16 protein-coding genes, 1 other RNA gene and 1 pseudogene are annotated in these 19,133 nt (G+C 75.6%); 9 read left to right on the top strand and 9 right to left on the bottom strand.

Translation table 11 applies throughout. The features are described from left to right. Positions 1–40 precede the first annotated feature (40 nt). Together rnpB and ABEB07_RS04915 are read right to left on the bottom strand one after the other, a co-directional pair. Positions 41–442, bottom strand: an RNA gene (rnpB, locus tag ABEB07_RS04910) — RNase P RNA component class A. A gap of 62 nt (positions 443–504) precedes the next feature. Beyond that, positions 505–1,143, bottom strand: coding sequence for a TetR/AcrR family transcriptional regulator (locus ABEB07_RS04915; RefSeq protein WP_345667178.1), 639 nt, complete (start codon positions 1,141–1,143; stop codon positions 505–507). Between the two features lie 62 nt (positions 1,144–1,205). Between ABEB07_RS04915 and ABEB07_RS04920 the strand changes: the two genes are divergently transcribed. Next, positions 1,206–2,936: an FAD-dependent monooxygenase gene (locus ABEB07_RS04920; RefSeq protein ID WP_345667200.1), complete on the top strand. Its 1,731-nt coding sequence runs from the start codon at positions 1,206–1,208 to the stop codon at positions 2,934–2,936. 51 nt (positions 2,937–2,987) lie between these two features. Here ABEB07_RS04920 and ABEB07_RS04925 read toward each other — a convergent pair whose 3' ends face one another. Then, complete coding sequence (locus tag ABEB07_RS04925; protein WP_345667179.1) at positions 2,988–3,566, bottom strand: Uma2 family endonuclease; 579 nt, start codon at positions 3,564–3,566, stop codon at positions 2,988–2,990. A gap of 242 nt (positions 3,567–3,808) precedes the next feature. Here ABEB07_RS04925 and yaaA point away from each other — a divergent pair, with 242 nt between their 5' ends. Further along, positions 3,809–4,591: a peroxide stress protein YaaA gene (gene yaaA / locus ABEB07_RS04930; protein ID WP_345667180.1), complete on the top strand. Its 783-nt coding sequence runs from the start codon at positions 3,809–3,811 to the stop codon at positions 4,589–4,591. A gap of 77 nt (positions 4,592–4,668) precedes the next feature. After that, positions 4,669–5,346 carry a bifunctional 4-hydroxy-2-oxoglutarate aldolase/2-dehydro-3-deoxy-phosphogluconate aldolase gene (gene eda, locus ABEB07_RS04935; protein WP_176148754.1) on the top strand — a complete coding sequence of 226 codons (678 nt, stop codon included), beginning with the start codon at positions 4,669–4,671 and terminating at the stop codon, positions 5,344–5,346. Here eda and ABEB07_RS04940 read toward each other — a convergent pair. The 3 genes and pseudogenes from ABEB07_RS04940 to ABEB07_RS04950 form a co-directional block, all read right to left on the bottom strand. Further along, positions 5,321–6,712 (bottom strand): bifunctional RNase H/acid phosphatase, encoded by a 1,392-nt coding sequence (locus tag ABEB07_RS04940; RefSeq protein ID WP_345667201.1) that lies wholly within the window; start codon positions 6,710–6,712, stop codon positions 5,321–5,323. The two genes, eda and ABEB07_RS04940, sit on opposite strands and share 26 nt — an antisense overlap. A 104-nt stretch (positions 6,713–6,816) precedes the next feature. Beyond that, the gene (locus ABEB07_RS04945; protein WP_345667202.1) at positions 6,817–7,560 is read right to left on the bottom strand and encodes a zinc ribbon domain-containing protein; all 744 of its coding nucleotides are present in this window, start codon (positions 7,558–7,560) and stop codon (positions 6,817–6,819) included. Further along, a pseudogene (locus ABEB07_RS04950) lies at positions 7,557–8,416 on the bottom strand (Nif3-like dinuclear metal center hexameric protein). The gene ABEB07_RS04945 and the pseudogene ABEB07_RS04950 overlap by 4 nt, the downstream one beginning before the upstream one ends. A 348-nt stretch (positions 8,417–8,764) precedes the next feature. Here ABEB07_RS04950 and ABEB07_RS04955 point away from each other — a divergent pair. Next, positions 8,765–11,251 carry a hypothetical protein gene (locus tag ABEB07_RS04955; protein WP_345667182.1) on the top strand — a complete coding sequence of 829 codons (2,487 nt, stop codon included), beginning with the start codon at positions 8,765–8,767 and terminating at the stop codon, positions 11,249–11,251. Between the two features lie 103 nt (positions 11,252–11,354). Next, the gene (locus tag ABEB07_RS04960; protein WP_176148756.1) at positions 11,355–11,513 is read left to right on the top strand and encodes a hypothetical protein; all 159 of its coding nucleotides are present in this window, start codon (positions 11,355–11,357) and stop codon (positions 11,511–11,513) included. Between the two features lie 95 nt (positions 11,514–11,608). Here the strand turns inward: ABEB07_RS04960 and ABEB07_RS04965 are convergent, their stop codons facing one another. Further along, positions 11,609–12,484 carry a MaoC family dehydratase gene (locus ABEB07_RS04965; RefSeq protein WP_345667183.1) on the bottom strand — a complete coding sequence of 292 codons (876 nt, stop codon included), beginning with the start codon at positions 12,482–12,484 and terminating at the stop codon, positions 11,609–11,611. 124 nt (positions 12,485–12,608) lie between these two features. On the opposite strand from ABEB07_RS04965, the gene ABEB07_RS04970 reads away from it, so the two are divergent. The 4 genes from ABEB07_RS04970 to ABEB07_RS04985 all read left to right on the top strand — a co-directional run bounded on the left by ABEB07_RS04970 (position 12,609) and on the right by ABEB07_RS04985 (position 16,454). Continuing rightward, entirely contained in the window at positions 12,609–13,631 is a 1,023-nt protein-coding gene (locus ABEB07_RS04970) for an ABC transporter ATP-binding protein (protein ID WP_345667203.1), read from the top strand. Next, positions 13,631–14,347 (top strand): ABC transporter permease, encoded by a 717-nt coding sequence (locus tag ABEB07_RS04975; RefSeq protein ID WP_164589015.1) that lies wholly within the window; start codon positions 13,631–13,633, stop codon positions 14,345–14,347. Before ABEB07_RS04970 ends, ABEB07_RS04975 begins: the two co-directional genes overlap by 1 nt. A gap of 45 nt (positions 14,348–14,392) precedes the next feature. Then, the gene (locus ABEB07_RS04980; RefSeq protein WP_345667184.1) at positions 14,393–15,682 is read left to right on the top strand and encodes a sensor histidine kinase; all 1,290 of its coding nucleotides are present in this window, start codon (positions 14,393–14,395) and stop codon (positions 15,680–15,682) included. Positions 15,683–15,821: 139 nt separating this feature from the next. Continuing rightward, the gene (locus ABEB07_RS04985) at positions 15,822–16,454 is read left to right on the top strand and encodes a response regulator transcription factor (protein WP_164585547.1); all 633 of its coding nucleotides are present in this window, start codon (positions 15,822–15,824) and stop codon (positions 16,452–16,454) included. A 49-nt stretch (positions 16,455–16,503) separates the two neighbouring features. Here ABEB07_RS04985 and ABEB07_RS04990 read toward each other — a convergent pair whose 3' ends face one another. Beyond that, positions 16,504–17,541 (bottom strand): hypothetical protein, encoded by a 1,038-nt coding sequence (locus tag ABEB07_RS04990; RefSeq protein WP_345667185.1) that lies wholly within the window; start codon positions 17,539–17,541, stop codon positions 16,504–16,506. Between the two features lie 31 nt (positions 17,542–17,572). Further along, the gene (locus tag ABEB07_RS04995; protein WP_345667186.1) at positions 17,573–19,117 is read right to left on the bottom strand and encodes a phenylacetate--CoA ligase family protein; all 1,545 of its coding nucleotides are present in this window, start codon (positions 19,115–19,117) and stop codon (positions 17,573–17,575) included. Positions 19,118–19,133: the final 16 nt, after the last annotated feature.

Consider the following 19,133-nt stretch of genomic DNA (forward strand, 5'->3'; position numbering starts at 1 on the left):
TGCCACACGAGACCTGCCGGTACGCGAGAGCCTTGAGGGGCAGACGAGTCGGGCTGTACGCCGGGTTCTGTGCCGGGGACCCTCGCGGGTCGTCCGGTGACGGCCATCCATCTAGGGCCGGCGTTGCCGCCGGCCTCGTGCGGTCTACCCGCGGACTCGGGCGGGCAGCCCTCGAACGTCCGCGCAGAAACACCGGGGTGTTTCCTTTTGACCTTGCTCCGGGTGGGGTTTACCTAGCTGCCCAGGTCACCCTGGGCACTGGTGGTCTCTTACACCGCCGTTTCACCCTTACCCAGCGCCTGAGCGCTGGGCGGTCTGTTTTCTGTGGCACTGTCCCGCGGGTCACCCCGGGTGGCCGTTAGCCACCACCCTGCCCTGTGGAGCCCGGACGTTCCTCGGGAAGCCCCGTAAGGGAACTCCACGCGGCCGCCCGCCCGGCTCGTCTGCCGTGTGGACCATGATACCGGGCGCACGCCGCCGGTCCGGTCGCGGCGGTCCGGCAGGTCAGGGGGCCGGCGGCGGGAAGGCCCGGTCCAGCGCCTCGAACGCCGCGGTCAGCCGGAGCCGGTGCCCCTCGGCGACATCGTCGACCGGCTCCCCGGCCATCAGCCGGCGTACGGAGGCGGCGCACACCGTGCGGTACGCGGCGACGGCCAGGGCAGCGGTCAGGCGCGGGTCGGGCTCCTCCGGGGCGGTCGCGGCGAGCGCCCCGGCCAGCGCGGCCTCCAGTTCCTCCAGGCCCTCGCGGCCGCGGGCGCGCAGCGCGGGCGAGTCCAGGACGACCTGGCAGAAGTGGCCGAAGTTCTCGCCGACCCCCGACAACGGGTGGCGGCGCTCCAGCAGGTCCAGCCCGAGGCGCAGCAGCGCGGCGAGCGGACGTTCGCCCGGAGCGCGCCCGCGTACCGCCGCGGTGAACGTCTCCACCGCCTCGGGGATCCGGTCGAGGAACAGGTCCTCCTTGCGCGGGAAGTAGTTGAAGACCGTCATCGTCGAAACGTCGGCGGCCCGCGCGACCTCCGCGACGGTCACCTGGTCGAAGCCGCGCCGCTGGAACAGCCCGCTCGCCACGTCCGAGATCCGCTGCCGGGTCTCGCGCTTCTTCCGCTCGCGCAGGGACGGCTCCGCCGGGGGTCTGTTCGTCATGGAAAAACTATAGCAAAACAAAAGTTTTAGTGACTACAGTCAATGGCATGACGACGGATCACATGGAGCACGGGAACGACGCGGCGGCTCGGACCGGCCGCACCGACTACGACGTCGTGGTGGCCGGGGTTGGCCCGGTCGGGCTGTTCCTCGCCTGCGAGCTGCGGCTCGGCGGAGCCCGCACGCTGGTCGTGGAGCGGCTCACCGAGGTGGACGAGACGATCAAGGCGGGCGCGATCAACACCCCGACCGCCGTGGCCCTCTACCGGCGCGGGCTGCTGCCCGAGCTGGCGGCGGTGTGGGAGCAGTCGCTGCGCCGGATACGGGAGTTCATGCGGGCGGGCGGCGCCCCGGGCAACTCGGGGGCCGCTGGTGCCACTGGTGCGCCGGGGGCTCCGGGGGCTCCGGGGGCGCCGGGGGCGCCGGGGGCGCCGGGCTTCCGTACGCCGCCCAAGTTCGCCGGGCACTTCGCCGGGATCATGATGGACGCGGAGCTGTTCGACGACTCCGATCCCGCCTACGCGGACCTCGGCCCGGCCGGGGAGATCGGCCTCGGCGTGCCCCAGGCGGAGCTGGAACGGATCCTGGCCGCACGCGCCGAGCAGCTGGGCGTGGAGATCCGCCGGGGCGTCGAGCTGACCGGCTTCGAGGAGCACGGGAGCGAACCGGCGGAGGACGGGAGCGGGCCGCGCGAGGGGGTCGCCGTGTGGCTCGCGCCGGTCGGCGGCGGAGACGGCCGCCCCGTGTCTCCCGAGCGCGTCCGCGCCTCCTGGCTCGTCGGCTGCGACGGCGGACGCAGCACGGTCCGCAAGCTCGCCGGGTTCGACTTCCCCGGCACCCCGCCGGAGATCACCGGCTACCAGGCGATCGCCGAGCTGACCGGCACGGAGAAGCTCGGCGCCGGCTGGAACACGACCGAGGTCGGCACGTACGTCCACGGGCCGTTCCCCGGCCGGGTGCTCACGGTCGAGTTCGACGGGCCGCCGGCCGACCGGTCCGCGCCCGTCACCGCCGAGGAGCTCCAGGCCAGTCTGCGCCGGGTCTCCGGCGTGCCCGACGTGACGGTGACGAAGGTGCGCTCGGTGACCCGTTTCACCGACAACGCCCGCCAGGCGACCACGTACCGCAAGGGCCGGGTGCTGCTCGCCGGGGACGCCGCCCATGTGCACTCGCCGTTCGGCGGGCAGGGGCTGAACCTCGGCATCGGCGACGCGATGAACCTCGGCTGGAAGCTGGCAGCCGTGGTGCGCGGGTCGGCGGCCGAGGGGCTGCTCGACACGTACACGGCGGAGCGGCATCCGATCGGCGCGTGGGTGCTGGACTGGACGCGGGCGCAGATCGCCGTCATGCGGCCGGACCGGCACGCGCGCGCCCTGCGCCGGATCGTGACCGACCTGGCGCTGACGACGACCGGCACCACGTATCTCGTGAAGCAGATCTCCGGCGTCTGGCAGCGCTACGACCTGCCCGGCGACCATCCGCTGGTCGGCGCGAGCGCGCCCGACCTGGAGCTCGGCGACGGCACCCGGCTGGGCGACCGGCTGCACGGCGGCCGGGGTCTGCTGCTCGACCTCGCCGGGAACCCGGAGGTGCGGGGCCTCGCGGACGGGTACGGCGACCGTCTCGACGTCCTCACCGCCCGCTGCCCCGGCCGCCCGGACCTCGCCGCGCTGCTGGTCCGCCCGGACGGCTTCGTGTGCTGGGCTGCGGACACGGAACCGGCCATGCCCGGCGTCGACCCGCTGCCGCAGGCCCTGGAGCGCTGGTTCGGCACGCCGGTCCGCCCCGCCTGAGCACCCCGGCCCCGGCACACGACACGGGCCGGGCGCTCAGACTCCGAGTTCTCAGATGAAGTCCGCTGTGTCCAGGTCGAAGGCGAAGGGTTCGGGCAGCGGCAGCGGGTCGCCGAAGGAGCGCTTCAGCGACCGGAGGTAATCGTCCCTCTCCGGCTCGTTGAACAGGGTCACCATGGCCGTCTCGCGGTCCACCAGGAGGTAGAGCGGGATGCCTTCGCGGGCGTAGCAGCGGCGTTTGGTCTCCCGGTCGGCCTCCGGCTTGGTGGAGGTCACCTCCAGCACCATGGCCACACCGGCGCAGGGCATCCACGACTCCGCCGCAGCGAAGAGATCGAGTCCCAGGGGACCGAACGTGACGTCCGGGATCACGTGGTTCTTCGGGCACGCACCACCGCTCGCCAGCCTCAGTCCCTTGTTGCCCGAGAAGTCCATGTCGGTCCGGGAGCGCTTGATCACCTGCCTGACCACCCGGCTGATGTACTTCTCGTGGTCCCCGTCCGGCGGCGGTGTCACGACGATCTCCCCCTCGATCAGCTCCGCGCGGAAGCCTTCCGGAGTGCGCAGTGCGAGGAAGCCCTCCAGCAGGACCTCTTCCTGCGGGAGCGGCTCATGGGCCATGGCGGTCATGTCACGCCCCTCCTTCGGTCGCTCGCCAGACTCGGACATCCCAAGATCACCTGTCCATGAGATCGGGAACCGTTCCCTCGATCGTGGCACACCGCTCCCGGCCCCGACGGGCGGTGCGGACGGGGTGTCCACGGGTCTGTCCACGGGTTTGTCCACGGGTCTGTCCACGGGTTGGAGGAGGGCGGTCGGGTGGGGCGGGTGGTCAGTACGCTGGCGCGGAACGCCGACGAAGGAGAGACCCCGTGCTTGTGCTGCTGCCCCCGTCCGAAGGCAAGGCCGCCGCCGGCGGTGACGCCCCGCTGACGCTGGAGTCGCTGTCGCTGCCGGGGCTGACCGCCGCCCGCGAGGCCGTGCTCGGCGAACTGGTCGAGCTGTGCCAGGGCGACGAGGGCAAGGCCCGCGAGGTGCTCGGACTGAGCGAGGGGCTGCGCGGCGAGGTCGCCAAGAACGCGGGGCTGCGCACCGCCGGGACGCGGCCCGCCGGGGAGGTGTACACCGGCGTGCTCTACGACGCCCTCGGCCTCGGCTCCCTCGATCCGGCCGCCGGGCGGCGCGCGGCGGGTTCGCTGCTGGTCTTCTCCGGGCTGTGGGGCGCGGTGCGGGTGGGCGACCGGATTCCCTCCTACCGGTGCTCGATGGGGGTGAAGCTGCCGGGACTCGGTGCGCTGGGCCCGTACTGGCGTACGCCGATGGCCGCCGTGCTGCCCGAGGCCGCCGGGGACGGGCTGGTGCTGGACCTGCGCTCGGCGGCGTACGCGGCGGCGTGGAAGCCGAAGGGCGAGGTGGCGGAGCGGACGGCGACCGTACGGGTGCTGCACGCGCCCACCCGGAAGGTGGTCAGCCACTTCAACAAGGCGACGAAGGGGCGGCTGGTGCGCAGTCTGCTCACCGAGGGGGTGACCCCGGAGGGGCCCGCCGAGCTCGTGGAGGCGCTGCGCGACCTCGGGTACGTGGTGGAGGCGGAGCCGCCGGCGCGGGCGGGGAAGGCGTGGGGGCTGGACGTGCTGGTGACGGACGTGCACTGAGCCCCGCCCCCCATAGACTCGTTGCAGCATGCGCAACGTGCTTTGCGCATGCTGTGTGACGTCGGGAGGATGTGGCCATGCCGTCCACTCCCCCGCCTTCCGCCGTGCCGCCCGCCTCCGTGCTGGACCTCGCTCCCGTCGTGCCCGTGGTCGTCCTCGACGACGTCGCCCTCGCCGTGCCGCTGGCGCGCGCGCTGGTGGCCGGCGGGCTGCCCGCGATCGAGGTGACCCTGCGCACGCCCGCCGCGCCGGAGGTCATCCGGGCGATCGCCGCCGAGGTGCCGGAGGCGGTGGTGGGCGCGGGGACGGTCCTCACCCCGGCGCAGGTGACGCGTTCGGTGTCCGACGGGGCGCGGTTCCTGGTCAGCCCCGGCTGGACGGACGCCCTGCTGACCGCCATGACGGAGTCCGGGATGCCGTTCCTGCCCGGGGTCTCGACCGTGTCGGAGGTCGTGGCGCTGCTGGAGCGCGGGGTGCGGGAGATGAAGTTCTTCCCGGCGCAGGCGGCCGGCGGCACCGCCTACCTCACGTCGCTCGCCGCGCCGCTGCCGCAGGCCCGGTTCTGCCCCACCGGGGGCATCGGACCGGACACCGCGCCCGCGTACCTCGCCCTGCCCAACGTCGGTTGCGTCGGCGGGAGTTGGATGGTCCCGGCGGACGCGCTCGCCGCCCGCGACTGGCCCCGGATCGAACGGCTGGCCCGGGAGGCGGCGGCCCTGCGCCGAAACCTCAGCGCAGGTGGGAGGTGTCGTTGAAGAGCCGTACGCTCGCGTTGCCGTCCGCGTAGTACGCCACCGCCGACAGCGAGGCCGCCGACAGCTCCATGCGGAACAGCGACTCCAGCGGGGCGCCGAGCGCCAGGCGGACCAGCATCTTGATCGGTGTGACGTGCGTGACCAGCAGGACCGTACGGCCGGCGTACGCCGCGACCAGCTTGTCGCGGGTGGCGGCGATCCGGGTCGCGGTCGTCGCGAAGCTCTCGCCGCCGCCGGTCGGGCGGGCCTCGGGCGAGGCGAGCCAGGTGTTCAGGTCGTCCGGGTACCGCTCGCTCACCTCGGCGAAGGTGAGCCCCTCCCAGGCGCCGAAGTCGGTCTCGCGCAGCCCGTCCTCGACCGTGACGTCCAGCCCGAGGCGGGCGGCGACGATCCCGGCGGTCTCGCGGGTGCGGGCCAGTGGGGAGGCGACGACGGCCTGGACGGTGCCGCGCCGGGCGAGCGCCGCGGCGACCCGCTCGGCCTGCTCGCGCCCGATGGCCGAGAGCGAGGGATCGCTGCCGCCGCTTCCGGAGAACCGCTTCTGCGGGGTCAGCGGCGTCTCGCCGTGCCGCAGCAGGACGAGCGTGGCCGGCGCGCCGAGGTCGGCGGGGGCCCACCCGGGCGTGGCCACGGCGCGCGCGGCCCGCGCGTCGGCGTCCGCCTTCGCTCCGGCGGTCTCGGTCCCGGTCGTCTCGGTCCCGGTCGTCTCGGTCCCGGCGGTCTCGGTCCCGGCGGTCTCGGTCCCGGTCGTCTCGGCACCCTCGGCGGCGGTCGGGTGCGCGGTGACGTCCGTGTCCTCGGCGGCCTCGGCGGCCTCGGCCGCCGCATCGGGGGCGGCGGCGTCCCGCGCCGCCGTGTCCCGTACGCCCGTGTCCCGCACGCCCGCGTCCCGTACGCCCGCGTCCAGTGCCGCCGTCGAAGCCGCGGGCGACCACCGCTCGCCGCGCGCGCCCGCGTCCATCGCCTCGTTCGCCAGGCGGTCGGCGTGCTTGTTGCGCTCGCGCGGGATCCACTCGTAGGTGACCTGATCGGGCGGGAAGACGCGGGCCGCCGTCGTGGCGAGGGGCTTCAGGTCGGGGTGCTTGATCTTCCAGCGGCCCGACATCTGCTCGACCACGAGCTTGGAGTCCATCCGCACGTGCACCCGCGCCCCGGGGTCCAGCGCGTGCGCGGCGCGCAGGCCGGCCAGCAGGCCGCGGTACTCGGCGACGTTGTTGGTGACCGTGCCCAGGTACTCCGCCGCCTCCGCGAGCGCCTCGCCCGACGCCGGGTCGAGCACGACCGCGCCGTAGCCGGCGGGCCCGGGGTTGCCCCGTGACCCGCCGTCGGCCTCCACGACGAACTCCCGCGGCCCGGATTCCGGCACCACGCGTCCTGCGGCGGCCGCCGGGTCCGTGGCCGCCGTGGCCTCCGTGGCCCCCGTGGCCGGCTCGCGGTCGTCGGACGACGCCGTCACGCCCTTCCGCCCCCTTACAGGCCGGACTCGGCGGTGCGCACCAGGATGCGGCGGCAGTTCTCGCAGCGCACCACCGTGTCGGGCGCGGCCGAGCGGACCTCGTTCAGCTCGGTGATGGCGAGTTCCTGGCGGCAGCCCTGGCAGGTGCGCTGGTACAGCTTGGCCGCGCCGATGCCGCCCTGCTGCTGGCGCAGCTTGTCGTACAGCTTGAGCAGGTCGGCGGGGACGGCGGCCGCGACGACCTCGCGCTCCTTGGTGACCGAGGCGGCCTCGCCGTCGATCTCCTGGAAGGCGGCGTCCCGGCGGGCGGCGGCGTCGTCGGTCCTGGACTGCACGGAGGACACTCGCTCGGTCAGCTCGGCGACCCGCTCCTGCGCGGACTCGCGGCGCTCCATGACCTCCAGGACGACGTCCTCCAGGTCGCCCTGGCGCTTGGCGAGCGAGGTGATCTCGTGCTGGAGGCCCGCGAGGTCCTTCGGGGAGGTGACCGCGCCGGAGTCCAGGCGCTGCTGGTCGCGGGCGGCGCGGCTGCGCACCTGGTCCACGTCCTGCTCGGCCTTGGTCTGCTCGCGGGCGCAGTCGCTCTCCTCGGTCTGCGCGGCCACGAGCAGGTCGCGCAGCTGCGTGAGGTCCTTGGTCAGCGACTCGATCTCGGCGTGCTCGGGCAGCGACCTGCGCTTGTGCGCGAGCTGCTGGAGGCGGACGTCGAGGGCCTGGACGTCGAGAAGTCGGATCTGGTCGGCGGGCGCGGCGTTCAGTTGGGGGCTCCCATTAGTTGTCGGTGGTGGCGGTGGACGCCGCGTGGGCGGTCCAGGGGTCGGTGACCGTCTTGGACACGTGGACCCTCAGGTCCCATCCGTGCCGGTCGGAGATCTCGTCGAGCTGGCTCGCGGCCAGCTCGCACCAGGGCCACTCGGTGGCCCAGTGCGCCGCGTCGAGCAGCGCGAGGGGACTGTGGGCGCGGGCCTCGGAGGCCGGGTGGTGGCGCAGGTCCGCGGTGAGGAAGGCGTCGACGCCCGCGGCCCGTACGGCGTCGAAGAGGCTGTCGCCGGAGCCGCCGCTGACGGCGACCGTGCGGACCGTCGCCCCGGGGTCGCCGGCCACCCGGATGCCCTGCGCGGTGGCGGGCAGCCGCTCGGCGGCGCGGGCGGCCAGTTCGCGGACGGTCAGCGGGTGGTCCAGCTCGCACACCCGGCCGAGGCCGCGGCGGCCTTCCGGGTCGGTGGGGTCGGGCACCAGGGGGCGTACGACCCTGAGGTCCAGCGCGCCGGCCAGCGCGTCGCTGACGCCCGGGTCGGCGGTGTCCGCGTTGGTGTGGGCGACGTGCAGGGCGATGTCGTGCTTGATCAGCGTGTGCACCGCGCGGCCCTTGAAGGTGGACGCGGCCACCGTCGTCGTGCCGCGCAGGTAGAGCGGGTGGTGGGTGACGAGCAGGTCGGCGCCCAGCTTCACCGCCTCGTCGACGATCTCCCGCACCGGGTCGACGGCGAACAGGACGCGGGCGATCTCCTGGTCGGGGTCGCCCACGACGGTGCCGACCGCGTCCCAGGACTCGGCCCGCTCGGCGGGCCACAGGTTCTCCAGCGCGGCGATGACTTCTGACAGACGGGGCACGGGTGCAAGGCTACCTGGGTGTTCGCCCCGGCAGAACCGGTGCCGGGGAGGCGGCCGGAACGGTGCGGGGCGGGTGCGGTGCGGACGGCCGGAACGGTGCGGGGCGGCTCCGGTGCGGACGGCCGGAACGGTGCGGGGCGCTTCGGCGGGGACGGAGCGGCACGGTGCCAGGCGCCTGGGCGGGGGGCGGCGGGGGCCGCCGCGGTCGCGGTCGCCCGCGGCCAGCACAAACGTTCCGCTTTTCTCAGCAGAATCGTTCCTGGGCCACCCTTATGTGTGAAGCCTCCGCCCGCCGGAGCGCCGCTTGTGCGGACGAAAACTAGCGTCCTCACAGGAGGTGACCACGCGATGACAGTCTGTGCCTCTCCGGGGGTCTCGGTCACACGTGAACAGAAGGGCGCCGCACCGCCGGCGGCCGCGGCGGCCGACAAGGACGGCGGTCCGCCGGCGCCCGGCTGCGCCATCACGGCGGACGGCGCCTACGCCGCCCGGCTCGCGCGCGGCGGCGGCTCCTGGTACCCGGAGCGCTGGACCCTGGACGGCCCGGAGCCGTACGCGGTGCCGCTGCCCGGCGACCAGGGCGAGGAGCCCGGCACCGAGGTGCAGCCGATGAGCGACGGCCGGGTCCTGATCCGGCGGCTGGTGGCCGGCCGGAACACGTTCTCGCTGCTCTACCCGACCGGTCCGGGCACCGGTGAACTGCCGCTGGGCGCGGTCGAGTGCCCGGACGGCACCCGGCTGCGGCTGCTGCCCCCGGCGCCCGGCGGCGAGCGGGCGTACGCGCTGGCGGTGGGCTCGCGTTCGTCGGCGGTGTGGCTGGTGGCGGGCGGTCCGTTCGGGCCCGAGCTGCTGGCGGAGGTGGAGGGGCACTGCTCGGGCGGGGTCTGGCTGGACCGCGCCGGGCGGCTGCTGGCGCTGGACCGGCGCACCACGGGGCGCACCAAGACGGTCGTGGTGGACCTGGGCCGCGGGGGCGCGGTCTCGCCGCTGTTGCAGATCGCTCCGCACAGCGACGACCGGCTGCTGCTGGCCGACCTGGACAGCGGGCTGCTGCTGATCCGCTCGGACGCGGCCGCGCCCGGGCAGTACCGGCTGGGCTGGGGGGTGCTCGGCAGCACGCTGCCGGTGCGGTTCCCGCAGTGCCTGCGGCTGCCGGACTGCACGGTGACGCCGTTCGCGATCCAGCCAGGGCAGGTGCTGACCCCCGAGCAGTGCGCGGTGGCGCTGCGCTGCGACGGCGCGTACGGCAGCTGGGTGGGCGTGTGGCGCCCCGCCGACCGGCGGGTACGGCACCTGCCCGCGCCCGAGGGGTGGCTGACCGGCGCCGGACTGTGGACCGCGGAGGGCGTGCTGCGGCTGCCGTACGCGACGCGGGCGGTGCCGTGCGGGGTGGCCCGGTGGCCCGGACCGGCGCGCCCGCAGGGCGCGCCCGGCGCGCACCTGGCACTGCCGCCGGGACCGTCCGCGGCGACGGGGCCCTCCTCGGCCTCGGCGACGCAGGGACCGCCTCCCGTGACGGGACCGCCTCCGGTGCCGGGCGCGTTCCCGGTGCCGGGGCCGTCCCTGGTGGCGGGAGCCTCCCTGGTGGCGGGATCGTCCCCGGTGGCGGGATCGTCCCCGGTGGCGGGGCCCGCTGTCGGGGAGACGGCGCAGGGCGCGGGGCGCGGGGCGGCGCTCGGTACGGGACGCGACGCGGCGCTCGGCGCGGTGCCGGGTGGGGGGCGCGGGACGGCGCTCGGCAGACCGGGCGGCACACGCCTCGGCGCACTGCGGCGCGCGACGCCGACCGCGCCGAACGGCACGGTCCCGGGCCCCCGGGACTCGCTCACCGCGCCCCAGGGCACCGTGCGGGACCCCTCGGGCGGCACCCCCATGGGGTCCGCTGCGCCGAGCACCCCGGGCGCGCCCCATGGCTACGGCGCACTCGACCGCGCCGGCGCACCCAACGGGTTCGGCGTGCTTGGTGGCTCCGGTGCCGTCAACGGACTCGGCGCGCCCAACGACCCGGCTGCGCCCGACAGTTCCGACGCACCCCACCATCCCGGCACACCCGGCGGCCCCGGCGCACCCGGCACACCCGGCGGCCTCGGCGGCCCCGGCGGCCCCGGCGGCCCCGGCGGCCCCGGCGCACCGAGTAGACCCACCGCACCCAGCGACCCTGGCGCACCCAGCGGTCCTGGCGCGTACGGCGGTCCTGGCGCGTACGGCGGCCCCGGCGCGTACGGCGGTTCCAGTGCGGTCGGGAACTCCGACGCGTCCGGCGGCACGACCGCGACCGACAGCGCCGGTGCGCTGAGCGCTGCCCGCGCGTCCGACAGCGTCAGCGCGCCCGACAGCGTCGGCGCACCCGCTGCACCCGCTGCACCTGATGCGTCCAGTGCGCCGCTCCCGTCGCTCGAACCGGGCGCACTCCCTGCGGCGGGCGCCACGGGCGCACCTCGCACCACCGGGGTGGCCGACGTGCGCTTCGCGCCGTGCACACCCGGCGCACCCGATACCCCGGCCGACCCACTCTCCACGCCCCCCGCACCTCCCACCCCCGGCGCGACGGCCACGGTGCACGCGCCGCTCGCACTCCTCGCGCCGCTCACTCCGCTCCTGCCCCGCACACCTTCCGCCGCCCCCGCACCCGTGGACCCGGCCACCCCCGATCCCACCGGTGCCCAGCCCGATCCCGGCCCCGCCTCCACCCACTCCCCCGGTACCGGGGACACACCTCACTCCCCGGAGGCGGAGGGCGCCGAGGGGCCCGCGGAACGGCCCGTCACCTTGCGACAAGCCGCTCTCACCGGGCGGATGACGGGTCACACGACGGGGCACATGGCAGTGAGGTAACGAAGTCGTGCCGGTTGGCGTGGCCGTCTGGATTCGACCCGAGGTGTGCCGGTTAGACTCGCCCGGCTGTACGAAAGATCATGTTGACGGGGTGAGTTCTTCGATGAGCGACGCCAGTACGACCGAGCCGCTGACCGCCGGCGCCCAGCAGGACCCGGGCCACGGCAAGCACCGCGGACCGGTCTCCTCCCAGGAAGGCGAGACGGCCCCCAGCGGCCGTCACCGCAAGCCGGCCCAGGAGCGGACCGAAATGGCCGCCTGACGGCACTGCGCACGCCGAACGGCCCCGCCCTCCACTCGGAGGGCGGGGCCGTTCGGTGTTCTGGTGCTGAGGGAGCGCTACCGGGGCGCGACCGTTCAGGAGTGCTCCACCACCGCGTCGGCCAGCACCGGCGCGTCGTCGCGTTCCACGGCGCTCACCGCCACCCGCACCGCACCCCCACCTGCACCCCCATCCTCGCTCCGCCACATCCGCACCCGCAGCGTCTCGCCCGGGTACACCACCGAGGCGAAGCGCGCGCCGTAGGACCGTACGCGGGTGACGTCGCCGTCGAGCAGCGTGTCCACGACCGCCTTGAGCGCGATGCCGTAGGTGCACAGGCCGTGCAGGACGGGGCGGTCGAAGCCGGCTGTCCGGGCGAAGGCGGGGTCGGCGTGCAGCGGGTTGCGGTCGCCGGTGAGGCGGTACAGCAGCGCCTGGTCCGCCCGGACCGGCCGCTCGACCGTGCGGTCCGGCGGGCCGGCGGGCGGCGCGGGGCGTGCGGAGGGGCCGCGGTCGCCGCCCCAGCCGCCCGAGCCGCGGACGAAGACCCGCGCCTCCTCGCTCCACAGCGGGCCGTCGGCGTCGGCGGCCTCGGTGCGCAGGACGAGCAGGGCCGCCCCGCCCTTGTCGTACACGGCGGTGACGCGGTCGGTCGCCGTCGCCGTGCCGCGTACCGGGAGCGGACGGTGCACGGTCAATGTCTGGCCGCCGTGCAGCACGCGGGCGAGGTCGACGTCGACGCCGGGCGTCGACAGGACGCGGATCACGCCCGGTTCGCCGCCGCCCGCGACGGTGGCGAAGCTCGGCAGCACGTGCAGGACGTTCTCCAGGGTGTAGCGCAGTTCGCGGGGGTCGGTGTCGGGGACGCCCGCGCCGAGGGCGAGGTGGTAGAGCTGTACGTCCTCGGGCGCCCAGGAGATCTCGCGGGTGCGGGGTGCGGCCGCGCGGGCTGCGGCTTCGTCGATCGGCATGCCTCTCCTGAGATGTCCCGGCCGGCCGGGACATTTGTCCCGGCCGAGTCCGTACAACAGCATCTGTCCGCGTCCGGCGCGTCTCCGTAGCGTCGTAGACATGACAGCAGACAGCGTCGCAGGCATGGCGGCGGACGGGGTGGCCGGCGGTGGACGGGCCGCGCGGGCGGTGTCCTTCACGGGGGCGGTCAAGAGCTACGGCGCCGTACGCGCCGTGGCCGGGATGGATCTGGAGATAGGGCGGGGCGAGACGGTCGCGCTGCTGGGGCGCAACGGCGCCGGCAAGTCCACCGCGATCTCGCTGCTGCTCGGGCTGGCCGAGCCCGACGCGGGCACGGTGGAGCTGTTCGGCGGGCCGTCCGAGCGGGCGGTGCGCGCCGGTCTGGTCGGGGCGATGCTCCAGGAGGCGCGGGCGGTGACCCGGGTGACGGTGCGCGAGCTGGTCGCCTTCGTGGCCGGCCGCTACCCGGACCCGTTGCCGCTCGCCGAGGTGCTGGAGCTGGCCGGGATCGGCGAGCTGGCCGGGCGGCGGGTGGACCGGCTCTCCGGCGGCCAGACGCAACGGGTGCGGTTCGCGGTGGCGCTCGCCGGCAATCCGTCGCTGCTGGTGCTGGACGAGCCGACGGCGGCGCTGGACGTGGAGGCGCGCCGCGCGTTCTGGGAGTCGATGCGGGCGTACGCGCGCGGTGGCCGCACGGTGCTGTTCTCCACGCACTACCTGGAGGAGGCCGACGTCCACGCCGACCGGATCGTCGTCCTGGACCGGGGCCGGATCGTCGCGGACGGCACGGGCGAGCGGCTGCGGCACTCGGCGGGCGGCGCCCTGGTCGCCTTCGACCTGGCCGGGCGCGGCACCGCGGGGCTGGAACTGCTGCCGGGCGTGCGCTCGGTGGAGGTGCGCGGCGACCGGGCGCGGCTGCGCACCGACGACTCGGACGCCACCGTCATCGCGCTGGCCGGACTCGGCGCGATACGCGGCCTGGAGGTGGCTCCGGCCTCCCTGGACGACGCCTTCCTGGCCCTGACCACCGGCCCGACGGCACACGCCACCGGCCCGACGGCACACGCCACCGGCCCGACGGCACACGCCACCGGCCCGACGGCACAGACCACCGACCCGGCGGCACGTGAAGGAGAGACGGTCTGATGTGGGACTACCTGCGGCTGGAAGTGCGCCGCACCCTGCGGGACACCGGGTTCGTGATCGGCGGCATCGCGATGCCGGTGCTGATGTACCTGCTGTTCACGAACATCGGCGACGACGACGGTTCCTGGCGGACCGCGTCCATGGTCGGCATGGCCGCCTACGGGGCGGTCGGCTCCGCGCTCAACACCGGCGGCGGGGTCGCCGAGGACCGGTCGCTGGGCTGGCTGCGGCAGCTGCGGGCGACCCCGATGACCTCGCGCCAGGTGGTGATCGGCCGGGCGCTGACCGGTGCGGTGACCGTGCTGCCGGCGATCTGCGCGGTGCTGCTGGCGGGCGGTCTGGTCAACGGCGTACGGCTGGCGGCGTGGCAGTGGGCGGCGACGGCGCTGCTGCTGTGGCTCGCCTCGATCCCCTTCACCCTGCTCGGCCTGGGCAACGGCTACGGGCTGACCGCGCAGACCACGGGCGTGGTGAACATGGTGTGCAACCTGGGTCTCGCGGTGCTGGGCGGCCTGTGGTTCCCGGTCGCGCTCTTCCCGCACTGGCTGCGCGCGGTGTCGGCGTACACGCCCACCAACCGCGTGTCCCAGCTCGGGGTGGCGGTCGCCGGGGGGCACGCGCCGACGGCGGGGGCGGTGGCGGTGCTGACGGTGTGGCTGCTGGCGTTCGGTTCGTACGCTGTCCTGGCGTACCGCCGCAACGCCGGGAGCATCTGAGCGCGGGCATTCGATCGGGGGACCATGAAGGGCACGGACACGGACATGGCAGGCTGGCGAGGAGTGCGGTGCCGGATACGGCGGGTCCGGCTCGCCCGGGCGGCGTGGAAAGAGGACATGCGCCGTTTCAAGGCCGAGCAGAAGGCGGCCCGCAAGGACGGGCGGGCGCCGGAGCACCCCGGACCGCCGCCCACCGGTTTCACCCTGCTGCCCTGGCTGCTGATGGGGATGGGCTCCCTGTCCAACGTCCTCAAGGGCGAGACGCCGAACCCCTGGATCGGCGGCGCGGGCCTGCTCGTCTTCAACTCGCTGTACGTGTACGTCGTCTTCCGCGCCTTCGACAAGGAGCTGCGCGAGGCCCGCTCCACCCGGGCGGCGGTGGTGCTGATGGGCGTCCTCACCACCGCCCTCGCTCTCGGCTACGGCGGCAACTGGCTGCTGTTCTTCCCGCTGCTCGGGCTGGCGACCGGCGCGATCGTGCGCGGCCGCACCTGGCTGGGGCAGGCCGGACTGGGGCTCACCGCGCTCGCCGGTGCGGTGTCGGCATACCGCGAGGGCTGGAACGGCATCAACATCGCCTACGCCACCTTCCTGTCCACCATGGTGACCGCCGCGATCCTGGGCCTGAGCGAGGCGGTGCGGGAACTGCGCGCCGCCCGTGAGGAGCTGGCCCGGCGGGCGGTGGAGGAGGAGCGCATGCGCTTCTCCCGCGACCTGCACGACCTGCTCGGGCACACGCTGTCGGTGATCGTGGTCAAGTCGGAGGCGGCGCGGCGGCTGGCGGCGCGGGACATGGACGCGGCGCTCGGGCAGATCACCGACATCGAGTCGGTGGGCCGGCAGGCGCTCACCGAGATCCGCGAGGCGGTCACCGGCTACCGCGAGGGCAGCCTGAGCACGGAGCTGGACCGGGCCCGCTCGGCGCTGACCGCCGCCGGCATCGAGCCGGTGGTGCGCCGCTCGGGGCCGCCGCTGACCCCGCAGACCGAGGCGCTGCTCGGCTGGGTGGTGCGCGAGGCGGTGACCAACGCGGTGCGGCACAGCGGCGCGGCACGCTGCGAGATCACCGTGGCGGGTGCGGCCGAGCGGGTCCGGCTGACCGTGTCCGACGACGGTCGCGGCGCGGCGGCCCGGCCGCCGGCGCCGGGCGTCGGCGGCACCGGTCTGAAGGGCCTGACCGAGCGCCTCGCCACGGCGGGCGGCTCGCTGACCGCCGCTCCCGCCCTCCGCGGCGGCTTCACGGTCACCGCCGAGCTCCCCAGGGACCCGGAGGAGCTGACGGCGGCGGCACTGGCCGCGCCGGTGACGGCTGCCCCGGCGGCCGGCGAGCGGTGACCCGCCGCCGCGGGCGGGCGGCGCGGCCCCCGCACCGCCCGCCCGGCCCGCCCGTCCCGCCCGTCCCGACCCGCCCGCCCGTCCCGACCCGCGCCCCGTCAAGGCCCTTGGCCCGCCCTACCCTTGGCCCGTGAACGAGATGCCACAGGAGGACGGGGCCGCGCGCCGTACGCGCGTCCTCCTCGCCGAGGACCAGGGCATGATGCGGGGCGCGCTCGCGCTGCTGCTGGGCATGGAGGAGGACCTGGAGGTCGTCGCGCAGGTGTCGCGGGGCGACGCGATCGTGGACGCGGTGCTGGCGCACCGGCCCGACGTGGCGCTGCTGGACATCGAGCTGCCGGGGATGACGGGGCTGGACGCCGCCGCCGCGCTGCGCGGGCGGGCGCCCGGGTGCCGGGTGCTCATCCTGACCACCTTCGGCCGGCCCGGCTATCTGCGCCGGGCGATGGAGGCGGGCGCGGCCGGGTTCCTGGTCAAGGACGGCCCGGTGGAGGAGCTGGCCTCGGCGATCCGCCGGGTGCTGGCCGGTGAGACGGTGGTCGATCCGGCGCTCGCGGCGGCGGCCCTGAGCGCCGGCCCGAGCCCGCTCACCGCCCGGGAGTGCGATGTGCTGAGCGCCTCGGCCGACGGCGCGACGGTCGCCGACGTCGCCGCCCGGCTGCACCTGTCGGAGTCCACGGTCCGCAACTACCTGTCCGCCGCGATCGGCAAGACCGGCACCCGCAACCGCACCGAGGCGCTGCGCGAGGCCCGGCAGCGGGGCTGGCTGTGACGCGCCGGGCCGCGCCGGACCGGGGCCCCTCGTGCGGATCAGGCCGGGCTCACACCTGACGTACCGCGAGCACCGCCGCCGGTTCGCCGCGTTCGCGGGCGTCCCGGCGGGCCAGTCCGGCCGAGGCGCCCGTGCCGGCGATCCGGCCGCCGTCGGCGCAGGCGATCCAGGCGCCCTCGGGCAGGTCGCCGGGCGCGGTGAGGGCGAGCGCGGCGACCAGCGCCGGGTACGGGTCCTGGTCGCGTCCGCGCGGCGCCGGCCGGGGGGCGCCGGCCCGCCACTCGGCGGTGCTCCGCTCGCCGCCGGTACGCCGTGACCACACCAGGTGCTGCGCCACGATGAGCGGTCCCAGCGCGGTGAGCAGCGGGAAGCCCGCCGTCAGCGCGTCCAGCGCGAACAGGACGCTGACCGCGCTGGTGACGGCGACGCCGACGGCCGCCGCGAGCAGCGCCGCCGTCCGGCCGTACGCCTTCGCCGCGACCAGCGGGAACAGGACGAGCAGCAGCAGGTCGCCCAGGCCGACGCCAACCGGGTGGGCGCCGCCGGTGAGGGCGAGCAGCGGGGCGAACGGCCGGCCGCGCACCTGGTCGAAGAAGTCGGCGGTGACGTGGGTGAGGGTGGTGGCGGCCAGGTCGTAGCAGGTCAGTACGGCGGCCAGGGCGGCGACCTGGGCCGAGCGCATGCCGCTCTGGGTCCAGAGGTTGGCCACGCCCACCACCGCCACGGCCAGCAGCACGCCGGTCCCGGCGCGCACCGCGAGCGCCGCGTCGCCGAAGGACGCGCCCGCCGTCGCCCCGGTCGCCGCGAGCGCGAGGCACCAGGCCCAGCGGCCGCCGCACAGGGGCGCCAGGGTGAACTGGACGGCCGTGCAGAGCACCAGGCCGAACAGCGCGGCCACCCAGGCGCCGGGCAGGCGGGCGTACAGCAGCGGGGCCAGGACGACGCCCGTGCAGAGCACGGCGACGTCGGCCGGGGTGTAGACGCCGACGGGCGGACGGGGCATGTCGACCCGGGCGAGATAGCCGGCGGCCAGCGCCATGATCAGCGCCACGCAGCAGCTCAGCGCCACCAGCGCGATGCCGTTCACGACCGGCTCCCCTCCTCCAGCGCGACGCCGTTCACGACCCGCTCCCCTCCTGGTCGGTCGCCGGGCGCGCGGTCGCGGCCACGACGGGTCTGCGGGTGTCGGGGGCGGGGTCCGGCGGTGCGGCCGGTGGTGCGGGCGCCGTCTCGAAGCTGTGTTCGCGCAGGTCGGCGCGGAGGGGGGCGGTGGGCGGCAGGGCGGCGCGGTCGTCGTGCAGGACGAGTCCGGTCAGCGGCAGGCCGGCCGCGGCGATCCGGTCCTCAAGGCGGGCGCGCAGCGCGCGGGCGGGCAGCGCGGCGACGAGCAGGTGCAGCAGCGCGCCGCCGTCGGGCCGTTCGGTGAGCGCGTAGCGGGCCGGCAGCGGCACCTCGGGCTCGGCCTCGACGAGGTCGAGCAGGTCGCGGGTGGTGACGGCGGCGCTGAGCGGGCCGTTCCAGCGGCCCAGGATCTCGCTGGTGGCGGGCAGGTGGGCCAGCTCGCAGCCGGGCGCGGCGGCGGGCAGGCGGACCAGGTCGCCGGTGGCGTAGCGCAGCAGCAGCGTGCACTCGCGGTAGGGGACGTAGGGGGTGTGCACGACGACTCCGGTGCCGCCGGGCGGGGTCGGCTCCCAGGTGCGCGGGTCGAGCACCTCCAGGTGGCCGAACTCGGTGGTGTGGTGCAGGTGCCCCTGGTCGCACGGGGTGCCGCCGGAGGGCAGGGTCTCGGTCATCAGGTACGAGGTGGTCACCCGGGCCCCGAAGACCGCCTCGGCGCGTTCGCGCAGCGGGCGGGAGAGGACTTCGCCGCCCACGCCGATGCTCGTCAGGCCGAAGTCGCCGGGCCGCCAGCCGTCGCGTTCGGCGCGGTGCACCAGGGCGGCGAGGTAGGAGGCGGCGGTGCTGAGGTGGGTGATCTGCGGCGCCTTGCCGGGCAGGCCGAGCGGCGCGGCGAGCCGGTCCATGGCGAGCGCGGGTTCCAGGGTGCCGAACTGGACGAAGGAGGCGCCCACGCGGGTGGTCGACTCCTCGGCGTTGAGCAGCGGGAGGGTGGCCCGGGAGCAGCCGGCGTAGGCGAGGGTGTGGTGGGGGCGCATGCCCATGCCGAGGACGGCCGAGATGGTGCTGAGGGCGAGGGTGGTGTCGAGTTCGGCGCGGGAGTACCAGACCGCGGTGGGGGTGCCGCTGGTGCCCGTGGTGAGGGCCATGAGGGCGGGCCGGGCGGCGGCGGAGACGAAGGCGCCGGGCAGGCCGCGCAGGGCCGTCTTCGGGGTGACGGGCACCTGGGCCCAGGTGCCGTCCTCGGGGTCGAGCGTGTCGGGGTCGAGGCCGAGGTCGCCGAAGAGGCGGCGGTAGTGGGCGGTGTGCCGGGCGGCGGCCCGCGCGGTGGCGCGCAGGCTGCGGCGGGTGACGGTGCGCCGCACCTCGGGGTCGATCCCGGCCGCCTGTCCGGGCAGCAGTGCCGAGTCGGCGCCGGGCGCGCCGAACTCCTCCAGCGTGGCGACCAGATCGCGGGCGATCCGTTCGAGGTCCTGGGGGCGGATGGGGCGGTTGAGCAGGATGGACATGCCGTAGCGCAGCTGACTCAGGGCGGTGCCGAACAAAGGGGGGCCCTCTCCT

The sequence above is a fragment of the Streptomyces similanensis genome, from assembly GCF_039543625.1.
GTDB lineage: Bacteria > Actinomycetota > Actinomycetes > Streptomycetales > Streptomycetaceae > Streptomyces > Streptomyces similanensis.